Raw genomic sequence first — 14,266 nt, forward strand, 5'->3', positions numbered from 1 at the left:
CCGATTTGTGTCGCTGTTATCAAGCCAATGGCGAGGCGCTGCAGTTTCCCCCCCATGCTTCAGACCTACTGGCGGATTTTCTGCAGCACACCCTACAGGGTTATCTGCACACTGCCCTTGCTGACCTCGAATTGCCCAAAGTGGGCTTGGCCAAAGAGCATAGCCACTGGCTAGCCTTCCTGAAAACGGGTCAAACCACGGAACTGCCACCTCCCCTCATTGAACGCCTGCACCGCTGGCAAGAACCCTACCGCGAGCAGTTGGATCTGCGTCCCCAATGGCGACTGGCTCTGCAACTGGTACCTCCAGAGACCGCCGATGGTGACTGGCACTTGGCCTTTGGGCTGCAAACTGAAGGGGAAACGGACACGATGCTAACGGCAGCTGCGATTTGGCAATGCACCCAAGAGGCCCTCCTCTATCAAGGGCAGGTGCTCTGGCAGCCCCAAGAGACCCTGCTGCGGGGACTGGGCTTGGCCTCCCGCATTTATCGTCCCCTCGATCGCAGTCTTCAAGAACGCTCCCCCCTGGGTCTGACGCTGCACACCACCGAAGTGTATGCCTACTTGCAAAGTGCAATTGCGCCCCTTGAGCAGCAGGGGGTTGCGATCATTTTGCCACCGAGTTTGCGCCGCAATAGCGCCCAACATCGCTTGGGTCTGAAAATAATTGCCACATTGCCGCCGGCCACTAGCGGCTTGAGTATTGACAGCTTGATGCAGTTTCAGTGGCAGTTGCAGTTGGGGCAGCATCCCCTCTCGGAAGCAGATTTTGATCAACTGCGCCGCCAAGGGACTCCCCTGGTTTATCTCAATGGTGAATGGGTGCTGCTGCGCCCCCAAGAGGTCAAGGCTGCTCAAGAGTTTCTCCAGTCTCCCCAAAAGACCCAACTCTCCCTTGCAGAGACACTGCGCATTGCTACGGGGGATACGGTGACGGTGGCCAAGTTGCCGATTCTTGGCTTAGACACCAATGATGCGCTGCAGACACTCTTGGATGGCCTCACGGGCAAACAAAGCTTGGATCCAGTGCCAACACCGCAGGAGTTTTGTGGTGAACTGCGCCCCTACCAGGCACGGGGGGTGGCGTGGCTGAGTTTCTTGGAACGCTGGCGGCTGGGGGCTTGCTTGGCAGACGATATGGGGTTGGGGAAAACGATTCAACTGTTGGCCTTTTTGCTCCACCTCAAGGAAAAGGGACGTGCCTACCGACCGACACTGTTGATCTGTCCTACGTCGGTGCTGGGGAACTGGCTGCGGGAGTGCCAAAAGTTTGCCCCAACCTTGCGGGCCTATGTCCACCACGGGAGCGATCGCCCCAAGGGCAAGGCCTTCCTCAAAAGGGTGGAAACCCATGACTTGATTCTGACCAGCTATGCCCTCCTGCAGCGCGATCGCGCCACCTTGCAACCGGTTCTGTGGCAGCACTTGGTCCTGGATGAAGCCCAAAACATCAAGAATGCCAACACCCAACAGTCCCAAGCGGCGCGGGAACTGTCCGCCCAGTTTCGCATTGCCCTGACGGGAACCCCCCTAGAAAACCGCCTGCTCGAACTTTGGTCAATTATGGACTTCCTCCATCCGGGGTACTTGGGCAATCGCACCTACTTTCAACACCGCTATGTCCGTCCCATTGAACGCTATGGCGACACCAGCTCCCTCAACGCCCTGCGCACCTATGTCCAACCCTTCATTCTGCGGCGCCTGAAAACCGACCACAGCATTATTCAAGACCTGCCCGAAAAACAGGAGATGCTGGTCTATTGCGGCCTCACCCTAGAGCAGATGCAGCTTTACACTGCGGTGGTGGAAGACTCCCTTGCTGCCATCGAAAATAGTGAAGGCATCCAGCGGCGGGGCAATATCTTGGCCACCCTGACCAAGCTGAAGCAAATCTGCAACCATCCTGCCCAGTATCTCAAGCAAGAAGACTATGCCCCCGCTCGCTCAGGTAAATTGCAACGCCTAATAGAAATGCTGCAAGAGCTTCAGGAAGTGGGCGATCGCGCCCTTGTCTTTACCCAATTTGCGGAGTTTGGCACCCACCTGAAAACCTACCTGGAAAAGGTGCTCCAGCAGGAGGTGTTTTTCCTCTCAGGACGCACCCCCAAAGCCCAGCGGGAACTCATGGTGGAACGCTTTCAGCACGATCCCGAAGCCCCCAGGGTCTTTATCCTTTCCCTCAAGGCAGGGGGCGTGGGTCTCAATCTGACTCGCGCTAACCATGTCTTTCACTACGATCGCTGGTGGAACCCAGCGGTAGAAAATCAGGCCAGCGATCGCGTCTTCCGCATTGGTCAAGCCCGCAATGTCCAAATCCATAAATTTGTCTGCACGGGTACCCTTGAGGAAAAGATCCACGAGCAAATCGAACAGAAAAAAGCCCTTGCGGAAATGATTGTGGGTAGCGGCGAACACTGGCTGACCGAACTCAACCTTGACCAGCTGCGGCAACTGCTCACCTTGGACAAAGAGCGGCTGATCACCCTCTAGGCCATCGCCCACTGGGCGGCCTGTTCACCCCGCAAAAGACGAATTTGGGCGATCGCAAAAATGGTGGGAATAATGCGGGCATAGTTAGTGGAAATGGCTTGCCAACCCAAATCGGCAATAAACCATACCCACAGGGCAGTACTGGCAAAGGCCAAGAGACTGCGCCCCACTGCCAATCGAGCGGCTCCCATGGCTGCCCCCCGTGACACCAAGGGGATCATTGAGAGCTTGGAGCCAGCAAAATGAATTGCAAACTGCCGTGCCACCTGCTGCACCACCATGGAGCGCACAACAGAACTGATGGCGATCGCGGCACTGCCCTCTAGGATTAAGCGCACCATTTCCATGGAAATGGGGTGGCCATGGCGCAATTCGGGCAAGCTCTCTTGAATTTGGGCGGCCAAAACCCGCCGATCCTGATCCCCCAGCTTTTTCCACATCCGCTGCAACACATTCAAGAAGATCTCCATTTCCAGTTCAGGCACCGTCCAACTGGGGGAAAACTTAATTTTTAAGTAGCGACAGACCCGCATCAAAGTTTGCCGATAGCTGATTTGCTGGGCTTTGCCCTTGAGCACCGTCAAACCATCGGCTGCCAAAAAGCGAAACCGCTCTTCAATGTCATCTAACCAGGCTTGACGATCTTGGGCTTGTACCGCAATGGGATCCGGCGTGGTTAGATAGTCCAAGGGGTTGAGCCGACGACGAAACAGAATTTCTGTTAGGTCTTGCAACTCCTCCTCTGTCGCCAATTCCAGCGCAGCCCGTAGCTCATTCATGGGGTTCTTGCTCCAGCAGCAGCACAATAGAACAGGATGATTCTTCACCCCTGATTATAGGGATTCAGGCTAAATTGTGGTACAGCCCTTGTTACTAAGAATGGAACCCACTCCCCTATCCCAGAAAAGCGCGGTTCGGACAGTACAATACAGAAAGAGTAGCAGGCTGGCAATACAAAAACCTATGGATTTATTGACCCTAGAAGGTTGGCTCGATAATACCGCCTTTGCGGTACTTTTTATCACCATGTTGCTCTACTGGTGCGGGGCAGCATTTCCCCAGTGGCCACTGCTGACCGCTGCCGGTCGCACGGGGATAGCGATCGCTAACCTCTGTATTACTGGCCTGCTGGCGGCGCGCTGGATTGAGGGGGGCTACTTTCCCATCAGTAATCTCTATGAATCCCTCTTTTTCCTGTGTTGGGGGCTGACGGCCATGCACTTTGTCGCCGAGTCCATCAGTGGCCAGCCCCTTGTGGGAGTTGTCACTGCACCCGTTGCAATGGGAATTACAGCCTTTGCTGCCCTCTCTCTGCCCCCTGAGATGCAACAGTCAGCCCCTTTGGTGCCAGCTCTCAAGTCCAACTGGTTAATGATGCACGTCAGTGTGATGATGCTCAGCTATGCCACCTTGATGGTGGGCTCCCTGTTGGCGATCGCCTTTCTTATCGTCACCTGGGGCCAGCCCATCAACCTCAGGGGGAGTTCTGTGGGAACAGGCAGCTTCCGCAGTCGCCCGCCAGACCCTGCCCTAGAATCCTCGACGGGGGGCGGTGGCACAACGGTACTCACCCCACCAGCTCTGCAATTGAGTTTACAACGCCTGACTTTAGCCGAAACCCTCGATAACCTGAGCTACCGCATGATTGGTCTGGGGTTTCCCCTGTTGACGATTGGCATTATCTCCGGTGCCGTATGGGCCAACGAGGCTTGGGGCGCACCTTGGAGTTGGGATCCAAAAGAAACTTGGGCACTGATTGTTTGGTTGGTGTATGCTGCCTATCTCCATGCCCGCATTACCCGCGATTGGCAAGGACGTAAACCGGCGATTCTCGCCACGGTTGGCTTTGGAGTGGTCTGGGTCTGCTACCTAGGGGTGAATCTGCTGGGGAAGGGCCTACACTCCTACGGCTGGTTCTTCTAGGGGGTTGCCCGTGTGGGGCATTCACCACGCCCGCCTGCACACCACCTTAAAAATCCAGCAATGGCTTCCTTTGGGGTCACGCATTCTCATTGCTCTATCGGGGGGGCAAGACTCCGTTTGTTTAACGCGCCTGTTGCTGGATCTACAACCCCACTGGCAGTGGTTTTTGGCGGCGGTCCATTGTGATCACCGCTGGCGTGCAGATAGCACCGCCAATGCAAATTTTGTCCGACAGCTAGCGCAGAAATGGCATCTACCCTGTGAGGTGGTGAGTGCCCCTGATTTGCCGAAAACTGAGGCAGCAGCCCGTTCATGGCGCTACCAAGTCTTTGAGAGCATGGCCAAGGCGTTGGATTGCACCCATGTGGTGACAGCCCATACCCAGAGCGATCGCGCTGAAAGTCTATTGCTGCATCTGTTGCGGGGCACTAGCCCCGATGGCCTCGCCACCCTCTTGCCCAGCCGTTCCTTGGGCGCTATTCAGTTGGTGCGCCCGCTCCTGGGCATGACCCGCGCTGAAACCGCTGCTTTTTGCCAAGCCTACGGATTGCCCATCTGGCAGGATGAAACCAACCACAATGTGGCGTATCGCCGCAATCGGCTGCGTTTGGAGTTAATCCCCTATTTACAACAGCACTTCAATCCGAATCTGGAAGAGGTGCTTGGCCAAACCGCTGAGCTGCTCGCTAGCGATCGCGCCTATTTCGAGGCTGAGGTGGAGCGTCTTGCCCCCACAGTGATCCGCGAGCATCCTCCGGCCTTAGATCGGTTGCGCCTGCGGGAATTGCCCCTTGCCCTGCAACGCCGCTTAATCCAGCGCTTTCTGCGGCAGCACCTGAAACGGGGTCTCAACTTCAGGGTGATTGAAGCAGTCCGAGCTCTGATCACTGCCGGCAATGGTAGCCAAACCGCAAGCCTGCCAGGGGGCAAGCACCTGCGAGTCTGTGGCCGCTGGATTGAATTAGTTAGGCCAATGCCACCACCGCCTGCACCTGTTCCCCCGGGTCAAGGGGGGCGATCGCCACCCCCATCGCCTCTTTATTAAGGAGGGGGATCTCTTCCCCATTGGTGATCCAGGCCCGTTCTTGGGTCGTCACCAGTGCGAGGGAGCTACGGCCAGGGCCAATGCCCGCCAAGCGATCCGATTTTTGCTGCAAGGGCATCGCCAATTGACCTAAATGACCGAGGGGCACCACTTCAATCAGGGGCAAGGGCACTTGTTTACCAAGACCGGAAGCGGTAACGAGGATAACATTTTCTCGTTCCGAAAGGGCGATCGCCCCCACCAAGATCTCCTGCACACTAAGGCGCACCGCCGCTTGACCTTGATTGAGCCGTCCCAAAGCTGGAATGTCGGGGATGAAAAAGTGAAAAACCCGCCCCCGCGAGGTGGCCAACACCAAATGATCCCTGTCCGCAGGCAATACCCAACCAAGGGCATCCCCCGCCTTCAGTTTGGTGAGTTGGAGACCGCGCCCCCTCAGGTCTTGCAGGTCTGAGATGGGAATCACCTTGATGCGACCTTGGCGCGTCAGCAGAATGAGCTTTTCCGCTGTGGCTTGACTGGGAATGACGGTAAGGAGGCTTTCCCCTTGAGCTGACTCCGCTAGGAGGGTAAGGAGGGGTTGGCCGCGATCGCCCTCACGACGGCTGGTGACGGGTAGTCGCTCCACAGGCAGCGGATAGACCTTGCCACTCTCCGTAAACACCCACAGGCGATCGCTGGCCTGTACCGAGAAGCCCAAGGGCAATGGCTCTGACCACGGTAGCCACGTTTGCAACGGCAGACCACTGCGACGACGCTGCTGGGGCAGACAGCGACCATAGCCGCGACAGCTGATTTCTATCCAGAGGGAATCCCCCCCACAATCAGCGACTTCCTCAGGGGGAGGAGTTTCCCTCAGAATTTGGGTACGGCGAGGGTCGCCAAATTCTTTTTTCAACTGCCGCAATTCTTTCTTCAGTGCCTTGAGGCGCTCAGGCCGCTGGTGAATCAGGGTCTGTAATTGGGCAATCCGCGCTTGCAGCTCCGCCTGTTCCCGTTCCAGTTCTTGGCGTTCCTGTTGGGTGAGGCGGCGGAGGGGCATGGCAATCAGGGCATTAGCTTGGCGATCGCTCAAACCCAAGCGGGTCATCAATTCCCGCTGGGCTGCACTGCCATCCGCCGCCGATCGCACAATCTCAATCACCTGCTCCACGGCATTGAGGCCGATTAAGAGTCCCGTCACCACCTGTTGGCGGGCTTGAGCTGTTTCCAGATCATGGTGATATTGCCGCAGCAGCGTCTTTTCGCGGAACTGCAAAAACTCCCTGAGGATCTCCTTGAGGGAGAGCTGGCGGGGTTGATTGCCCACCAGTGCCATCAAGTTGATGCCATAGGTCACTTGCAACGCTGTTAGGTGATAGAGCTGCTCCAAGAGTTGCGCCGCTGGGGCATCCCGCTTTAGTTCAATCACCACCCGCAGCCCCTCGCGATCACTCTCATCCCGCAGATCGGCAATGCCCTCAAGGCGACCTTGATTCACCAAATCGGCCACCTTTTCAATCCATGCCGCCTTATTCACCTGATAGGGCAACTCCGTCACCACAATCCCTTGGCGGCGGTGGCGGCCGCGTCCGGGCGCAATATCCTCAAGGGTAGCTACTCCCCGCAGTGTAATTGTTCCTCGACCCGTCCTGTAGGCGTGTAGCAATCCTGCCCCATCCACAATCACACCCCCCGTGGGAAAGTCTGGTCCCGGCAGATGGGTGAGGAGCTCCTCTAGGGAGAGATGGGGTCGGTCAATGAGAGCAATTAGTGCATCCACCACTTCCCCCAGATTGTGGGGTGGAATGTTTGTAGCCATGCCCACCGCAATTCCCGTTGAGCCATTCAGCAGCAAAATCGGCAGTTGCGCCGGCAACACCAATGGTTCTTCTTGGGAACTGTCAAAGTTGGGAGCAAAATCCACAATGGCATCGCTGATATTCTCCAGTAGCGTGCGGTGGGCGATCGCTGCCAAGCGCGTTTCCGTATAGCGCATTGCCGCCGGTGGATCATCATCAATGGAGCCAAAATTGCCATGCCCCGCCAACAGCGGATAGCGACTACTAAAGGGCTGCACCAAGCGCACCAGTGCCTCATAGACCGCTTGATCCCCGTGGGGGTGATATTTCCCGAGCACATCCCCCACGACCCGTGCACACTTGCGAAAGGGGCGATCGGGCGTCAGCCCCAACTCGTACATCGCATAGAGAATCCGCCGATGTACTGGTTTTAGCCCATCCCGTACATCTGGTAGCGCCCGCCCCACAATCACACTCATGGCGTACTCCAGATAGGAGCGCTGCATTTCACTGTGCAGTGGTGTAGGAATCACCTGTCCAGAGGTCAGCAAATCCAGTTGCTTGGGCATGATCACAAACGAGCCAAAGGATCATTCCCCACGATACAAGAGTTTTGCAAATAGTAAAGTAAGCTAAGACCCCCTTGGCGTTGCTTCCTCGGGCTTCTCCTTGGTCAGCCGTGCCACCACTTCCTTAATGAGGATGTAAATGATCGGCACCACAAAGAAACTGAGGAATGTGGCCGCAATCATGCCACCCGTGACACTGGTTCCCAAGGAGTGACGGGATTTTGCGCCAGACCCCGTGGCAATTACCAGTGGGAAGATGCCCAAAATGAAGGAGATTGCCGTCATCAAAATAGGGCGCAGCCGTTCTTCGGCAGCATGAATCACCGACTTGACAATGGTAGTGCCCTTGCTTTCACGAATTTGGTTGGCAAACTCCACAATCAGGATCGCATTCTTACTGGCGAGGCCAATCAGCATCACCAAGCCAATTTGGCAAAACACATCATTATTCAGCCCCCGCAACCACTGTGCCAGCAACGCGCCCATGATCGCCAAAGGCACCGAAAGGATGATGATCAAGGGGTCAATATAGCTTTCGTACTGCGCTGAGAGCACGAGGAACACAAACACCAAACCAAGGCCAAAAATCAACGGTGCTTGGCCTGCGGAGCGGACGGACTCTAGGGATAACCCTGTCCAGCTATAGCCGATGCCATTGGGGAGAACCTCCTCAGCCAAGGATGCCATGGTCATTATCGCTTGACGATCACTAAGGGGCGGCACAGTTTGGCCGGTCACCTCTGCCGAACGGAACAGGTTATGGTGATAAATAATGGGCGGTGCCGAGACCTCTTCAATTTTTACGAGATTACTGAGGGGAATGAGGGCATTTTGCTCTGAACGCACATAGATGCGGTTGATGTCATCGGGATTCGAGCGAAACTGCTTGTCCGCCTGCACAATTACTTGGTAGCTGCGGGCAAAGATTGTGAATTGGTTAACGTATAACGACCCCAAGTAAATCTGCATAGCATTAAAAATGTCCTTGAGGGAAACCCCCAAGGCAAGGGCGCGGGTGCGATCAACCGTCACATTTAACTGGGGGGCATTAATGGCAAAGGGGGTATTAACAGCAACAAAACCGGGAGTGTTATTTGCTTTTAGGATCAGCTCGTTCACCGAACTTGCAAGGGTTTCAAGACCTAGGCCCTGCTGATCCATCACCTGCATATCAAAGCCGCCAAGGCCACTCCCACCAAGGTTAATGGTCGGCACATTGGACGAAAACACCACTGCTCCGAGTTCACCCGCTACCACCTTCTGAAACTGGGGTAGCAACTGATCAAGGGTTGGCCGCCGTGACCAAGGCTTGAGACTCGTAAAGATAATTCCTTTATCTGAACCTGTGCCGAAGAAGCTAAAGCCGCCAATGGCAAAGGTATGTTCGACCGCTGGATTTTGGGCGATCGCGTCCGCTGTTTTGAAGACAATATTACTCGTGTACTCTAGGGAGACCCCTTGGGGTGATTGTACAAGGGTGACAAAATAGCCCTGATCCTCTTGGGGGACAAAGCCACCGGGAACGATCTGAAACAGCCAGTAGGTCATCCCCAGCAGGGCGACAAAGCCCGCCAGCACCCAGTATTTTAGTCGCACAATCACATTGAGGCTTCGGGCATAGCCTCGCCGCGTTCTTGCAATCAAGCGGTTGATCCAGCGAAACAAGATAAAGTTCGCCATCGAGGGACGTTCCCGCCGCAGGAGCAGAGCGCACAAAGGGGGAGAAAGGGTTAAGGCATTAAAAGTAGAAAGGGCAATTGCAAAGACAATCGTCAAAGCAAACTGCTGATACAGCCGCCCAGTAACCCCCGGAAAAAAGGCCACAGGAATGAAGACTGCCATCATCACCAATGAGGTGGCAATCAACGCTCCGGTGACTTCCGCCATTGAGCGACTGGCCGCTTCTTGGGGAGTCATGCCCTCGTCTTCTATGAGCCGGGTGACATTTTCCACGACCACAATCGCATCATCCACCACCAGCCCCGTCGCCAGCACCAGACCAAACATGGTCAGACTGTTAATCGAGAACCCAAAAGCCTTCATAAACGCAAAAGTGCCGATCAACGAGACGGGGATCGTCACCGACGGAATAATTGTGGCACGCCAATCTTGAAGAAATAAAAAGATCACCGCAATCACAAGAATGATGGCCACAATCAGTGTAATGACCACCTCTTTGATCGACTCCTGCACCGCATCGGTGGTGCTAAATCCCACACTCCATTTCAGTCCGGGGGGAAATTTCTCGGCTAAAATAGCCATCTCCGCCTCCACAGCACGGGCAATGTCGAGGGCATTGGCGCTACTGAGTTGATAGATACCAATCCCAACCGCGTTACGGCCATCAAACTGAAAGTTGGTGTTGTAGTTTTGTGCTCCTAGCTCAGTCCGACCGACATCGCGAATGCGAACCACGGAGCCATCTTCACCGCGCTGAATAATAATGTCGGCAAACTCTTCTTCTGAGGCTAAGCGACTTTGGGCTTGAATGGAAATTTGAAACTCCTGTCCCTCTGGTGCTGGGGGGGCACCAATAATCCCGGCCCCTACTTGGACGTTCTGATCGGAGAGAGCGCGCACCACATCCTGAGCCGTGAGACCGCGACTGGCTAAGCGATTGGGATCAAGCCAAATCCGCATGGCATAGGTGCGTTGACCAAAGACCTGAACCTTCCCTACGCCCTTCAGACGTTGCAGAGGTTGTACCACATAGAGGGTCGCGTAGTTGCTGATGAAGGTGGCGTCGTAGTCGTAGCCCTCCTCTGGGTACAGGGCTAAGGCCAAAACAATCTGATTCGTGGATTTGCTAACATTGACCCCAGTGTTAATGACCTCTGGTGGCAGTTGCGAGGTAACAGAGGCAACTAAGTTATTCACATCCACCGCCGCAATGTTTTCGTCATAGCCCTCAGTGAAGGTAATCGTGATATTGCTGTTGCCAAAGCTGTTACTGGTGGAGTCAATGTAATCCATCCCTTCCACGCCATTAATTTGCGTTTCTAGGATTGTGGTGACATTCGTTTCGACGGTTTCGGCATTAGCACCGGCATAGTTGGCAGATACCTGAATTGTCGGTGGTCTGACGTTAGGGTAGTACTCAATGGCTAGCGTTGGCAGCGCGATCGCCCCCACCAGAATAATTAGTAGAGAACAAACTGTTGCAAAGACGGGGCGTTTAATAAAAAAATTGCTAATCATGCTCTTTTAAGACTCAGTTTTAAGACTCAGGAGTAATGGGCACACCATCGCGCAGGCGCTGAATTCCCGAGACAACAATTTCCTCTCCCGGTTTGAGGCCTTTAAAAACTTGATATCTGTTCCCTTGGATTGCCCCCACTTGAATGGGCTTTTGTTTGGCAATCATTTTGCCCTCGGTGTCTTTTTCGGCAACAAAGACAAAGTTTTGGCCGGCAAGATTGGAGACGGCCGTCGTCGGCACCAGAATCCCCGGTTGCTGATCGAGAATAATACGGGCTTGAATTTGTTGATCGGCACGGAGATTATTCCGAGTATTGTTGTAGAGCGCCTTAACTAAAATGGTTTGGGTATTGTTGGTGGTGTTGGGGGCAATGAAAAAAACGGAACTCCTACCGACAACACTGCCATTGATATCGACTAACTCCACCGGCGTTCCCAGCCGAATGCGGGGGATCTGCTCAATGGGCACTTGGATATAGACCTCTAGAGGTTGATTTGAGGTCAGGGTGAGGAGGTTGGTTTGGGGCGTTACAAAATCCCCTACTTTGGGGGGAATATTGCCAACAACACCACTAAAGGGAGCGCGCACCTGAAACCAATTTAGGACAATGGCCTGCTGCTGGGCGTTAGCTTGGGCAGCAAGGAGGGCTTTTTCTAAGCGAGCAATGGTGGCCTGTTGGGCACGAATATCGGCTTCGGTTTGTTGGAGTGCTGCTTGGGCGGTGCGAAAGCTGGTGATGAAGGATTGCGCTTGTTCCTTGGAAACAGCCCCTTCCGCTAAGAGCGCCGTATAGCGTTCCGCTTGAATCCGATTGAACTCTACAGTGGCGAGATTGGCACGTCGCTGGGCTTCAAGGGCGCGGAGGATGGAGTGGGCATTCTCTACATTCGCTTGAGCGGATTGAATTGCGGCTAAACTGCTGGCAACAACGGCTTGCTGTTCTGAGGGGTCAATGAGGATGAGGGGCTGACCTTGATTGACAAACTGACCGTTTTGAACATTGATTTGAGCAATTCGACCCGAAACTTGGGGTTGTAGGGTGATGGACTCACGGGATTGCAAAGAGGCGTTGTAAACAGCGGTTTGCAAAAGAGTTTCCGTTTGAACCGCCGCAAGTTTCACCCGGGCCGCTGGGGGGGGAGCCTTTGCCTTTGGTTGACCACAGGCGGTAGCAAGGAAGCAAAGACTTCCTAGGAGAGCTGATGTGAACAGTTGCCGTTGCACCATACCTCAGACCTTATGTGACCCCGCGTAGGCAATAAGTACCCTCAGTCTAGCCTAAAGGCACCTATGGCGAGTGCTGCTTTAATGATGAGTTTTTGTATATCTGGGGTGCAGAGAGAATACCTTCTATTGGCAATCCTCCGCTAAGATGTAGAGCAAGGGGCAGGGGGTCATTTCTGGTCTACCTTAGAGGCTAGGACAATCCTTGCACCAACCTTTATCAACGACAGTACAGGTACCAGTGGCTCTTACCAAGAAAACGCAGCAAGAACAACCGATGATTAATGAGCGCATCCGTTTTCCGCGGGTGCGGGTGGTGGATACTGATGGTTCCCAATTGGGGATTATGTCGTCCCAAGAGGCGATCGCGATCGCCCGCGAAAAGGAGCTTGATCTGGTTCTTGTCAGTGACAAGGCAGATCCACCCGTTTGCAAAATTATTGACTACGGCAAGTTTCGCTTTGAACAGGAAAAGAAGGCGCGTGAAGCTCGCAAAAAGCAGCATACCTCCGATGTCAAGGAGGTGAAGATGCGCTACAAAATCGAAGAACACGATTACAATGTTTGCATCAACCGCGCGGAGCGTTTCCTCAAAGCCGGGGACAAGGTCAAGGCTACGGTGACATTCCGAGGCCGAGAAATTCAGCACTCCCACTTGGCAGAAGAGCTCCTCAACCGTATGGCCAATGACCTGCAAGCGGTGGCCGAAGTGCAGCAGGCACCAAAGCAAGAAGGGCGCAATATGATCATGTTTTTGGCACCAAAGCGGTAAGCAATGCTAGGGCCGTATGTTTGGCTTTCGTCCAGAGCCCAAATCCCCGCCGCTGGAGGTTTCAGCCAGTGAGCAACCCCGTTCGGCACTGCTGCTGGCGATCGCTGCCCTGGCCACAATTCTTCTTTGGCAGATTCCCTTGGGGAACTATCTGCTCTACCCCTTTACAATCTTGGCCACATGGTTCCACGAGATGGGGCATGGTCTCACGGCGATTCTGTTGGGGGGCTACTTTCGGGAATTGGTCATCTATCCCAATGGTTCAGGATTTGCGCGCTATGGGGGCGAGGTGCTACTGGGAAATTTAGGACATGGCTTCGTCGCCATTGGTGGGCCACTGGGACCCGCGATCGCTGGCAGTCTCTTTATTTTGTCGAGCCGCTCCCATCGTGCCACAGACCTTTGTCTCAAAGCCCTAGGGATGATGATCCTAGTCTCGCTGCTGCTGTGGGTGCGATCGCTGTTTGGCATTGTCTTCATGACATTGGTGGCGATTGCCATTCTGCTGGTGGCCTATCGCGGGAATCGCTGGCTCAAGGGGATTTCAATTCAGTTCCTTGGGGTTCAGGCCTGTATTAGCACGTTTCAGCAGGTGGACTACCTTTTTACCTATGCCATTGCGGGGCCCCAGCTTTCCGATACCGGGCTTCTTCAACGGTACCTCTGGCTTCCCTATTGGCTGTGGGGAGCATTGATTTCTGGGATGACGTTGTGGCTGCTGCTGTGGAGTCTCAAGGTGGCCTATACCCACCCTAGGTAATGCCCCAGCGGTGTCGCCAACGACTTGTAGACTCACGGTTAGCAGTTTGCTGCTCCACTTGGCGGCGCCATCGAATCGTCTGGGCACTATCCCGCAGGTGGGGATCGCGGTAGGGAATACCCGCACGGGTTTGCAAATGTTCCTGTTCCATCAGCGACAGGGGAATGAGTTGATCTGGTTGCCAGCGAGCCACAGTTCCCTGTGCCCATTCATGGCTGTGCCGGGGGGCAACAATTGGCAGTGTCCCAAGGTGTAAACCCGCCTCCTGCAAAGCAGAACGAACGGCAGCCGCACGACAATAGGTGGCCAGATGCCCCGCCGGTGCCAAACACTGAGCCACTAAGCTGAGAAACTCTACCGTCCACAGTTGCGGACAGCGCTGGGGTGAAAAGGGATCGAGAAAAATCGCATCTGCTTGGAATCCCTGGCAAACAAGGTCTTGAATCGTTTGGCGGGCATCCCCAATTAAAAGTCGTGCCTCACACCGTGGGATGCTCACCC

10 protein-coding genes are annotated in these 14,266 nt (G+C 54.7%); 5 read left to right on the top strand and 5 right to left on the bottom strand.

The window, feature by feature from the left end:
- A partial coding sequence (locus tag H8Q75_RS06690; protein ID WP_297040957.1) for a DEAD/DEAH box helicase occupies positions 1-2,492 on the top strand: 2,492 nt, incomplete at its 5' end.
- On the opposite strand, the gene H8Q75_RS06695 is transcribed toward H8Q75_RS06690, so the two are convergent.
- On the bottom strand, positions 2,489-3,271 hold the full coding sequence (locus H8Q75_RS06695; protein WP_024124654.1) for a YaaW family protein: 783 nt from the start codon (positions 3,269-3,271) through the stop codon (positions 2,489-2,491). The genes H8Q75_RS06690 and H8Q75_RS06695 overlap by 4 nt on opposite strands.
- Before the next feature lie 184 nt (positions 3,272-3,455).
- Between H8Q75_RS06695 and ccsB the strand changes: the two genes are divergently transcribed.
- Both ccsB and tilS read left to right on the top strand, forming a co-directional pair.
- Positions 3,456-4,415, top strand: a complete 960-nt coding sequence (gene ccsB, locus H8Q75_RS06700; RefSeq protein WP_024124653.1) for a c-type cytochrome biogenesis protein CcsB — start codon at positions 3,456-3,458, stop codon at positions 4,413-4,415.
- A gap of 10 nt (positions 4,416-4,425) precedes the next feature.
- Positions 4,426-5,460, top strand: a complete 1,035-nt coding sequence (gene tilS / locus H8Q75_RS06705; RefSeq protein ID WP_297040958.1) for a tRNA lysidine(34) synthetase TilS — start codon at positions 4,426-4,428, stop codon at positions 5,458-5,460.
- Here the strand turns inward: tilS and H8Q75_RS06710 are convergent.
- The 3 genes from H8Q75_RS06710 to H8Q75_RS06720 all read right to left on the bottom strand — a co-directional run bounded on the left by H8Q75_RS06710 (position 5,381) and on the right by H8Q75_RS06720 (position 12,236).
- Entirely contained in the window at positions 5,381-7,810 is a 2,430-nt protein-coding gene (locus H8Q75_RS06710; protein ID WP_297040959.1) for a DNA topoisomerase (ATP-hydrolyzing), read from the bottom strand. The genes tilS and H8Q75_RS06710 overlap by 80 nt on opposite strands.
- 63 nt (positions 7,811-7,873) lie before the next feature.
- On the bottom strand, positions 7,874-11,008 hold the full coding sequence (locus H8Q75_RS06715; protein ID WP_024124650.1) for an efflux RND transporter permease subunit: 3,135 nt from the start codon (positions 11,006-11,008) through the stop codon (positions 7,874-7,876).
- A gap of 19 nt (positions 11,009-11,027) precedes the next feature.
- Positions 11,028-12,236, bottom strand: coding sequence for an efflux RND transporter periplasmic adaptor subunit (locus tag H8Q75_RS06720; protein WP_297040960.1), 1,209 nt, complete (start codon positions 12,234-12,236; stop codon positions 11,028-11,030).
- A gap of 274 nt (positions 12,237-12,510) precedes the next feature.
- On the opposite strand from H8Q75_RS06720, the gene infC reads away from it, so the two are divergent.
- Together infC and H8Q75_RS06730 are read left to right on the top strand one after the other, a co-directional pair.
- Positions 12,511-13,005 (top strand): translation initiation factor IF-3, encoded by a 495-nt coding sequence (gene infC / locus H8Q75_RS06725; protein WP_051372785.1) that lies wholly within the window; start codon positions 12,511-12,513, stop codon positions 13,003-13,005.
- Positions 13,006-13,021: 16 nt separating this feature from the next.
- Positions 13,022-13,765, top strand: coding sequence for a M50 family metallopeptidase (locus tag H8Q75_RS06730; protein ID WP_024124647.1), 744 nt, complete (start codon positions 13,022-13,024; stop codon positions 13,763-13,765).
- Here the strand turns inward: H8Q75_RS06730 and H8Q75_RS06735 are convergent.
- Positions 13,758-14,266: MnmC family methyltransferase (locus H8Q75_RS06735; protein WP_297040961.1), on the bottom strand; the 509-nt coding region annotated here is incomplete at its 5' end. The two genes, H8Q75_RS06730 and H8Q75_RS06735, sit on opposite strands and share 8 nt — an antisense overlap.

The organism is Thermosynechococcus sp. OHK43 (assembly GCF_014466085.1).
In the GTDB taxonomy this organism is placed as follows: domain Bacteria; phylum Cyanobacteriota; class Cyanobacteriia; order Thermosynechococcales; family Thermosynechococcaceae; genus Thermosynechococcus.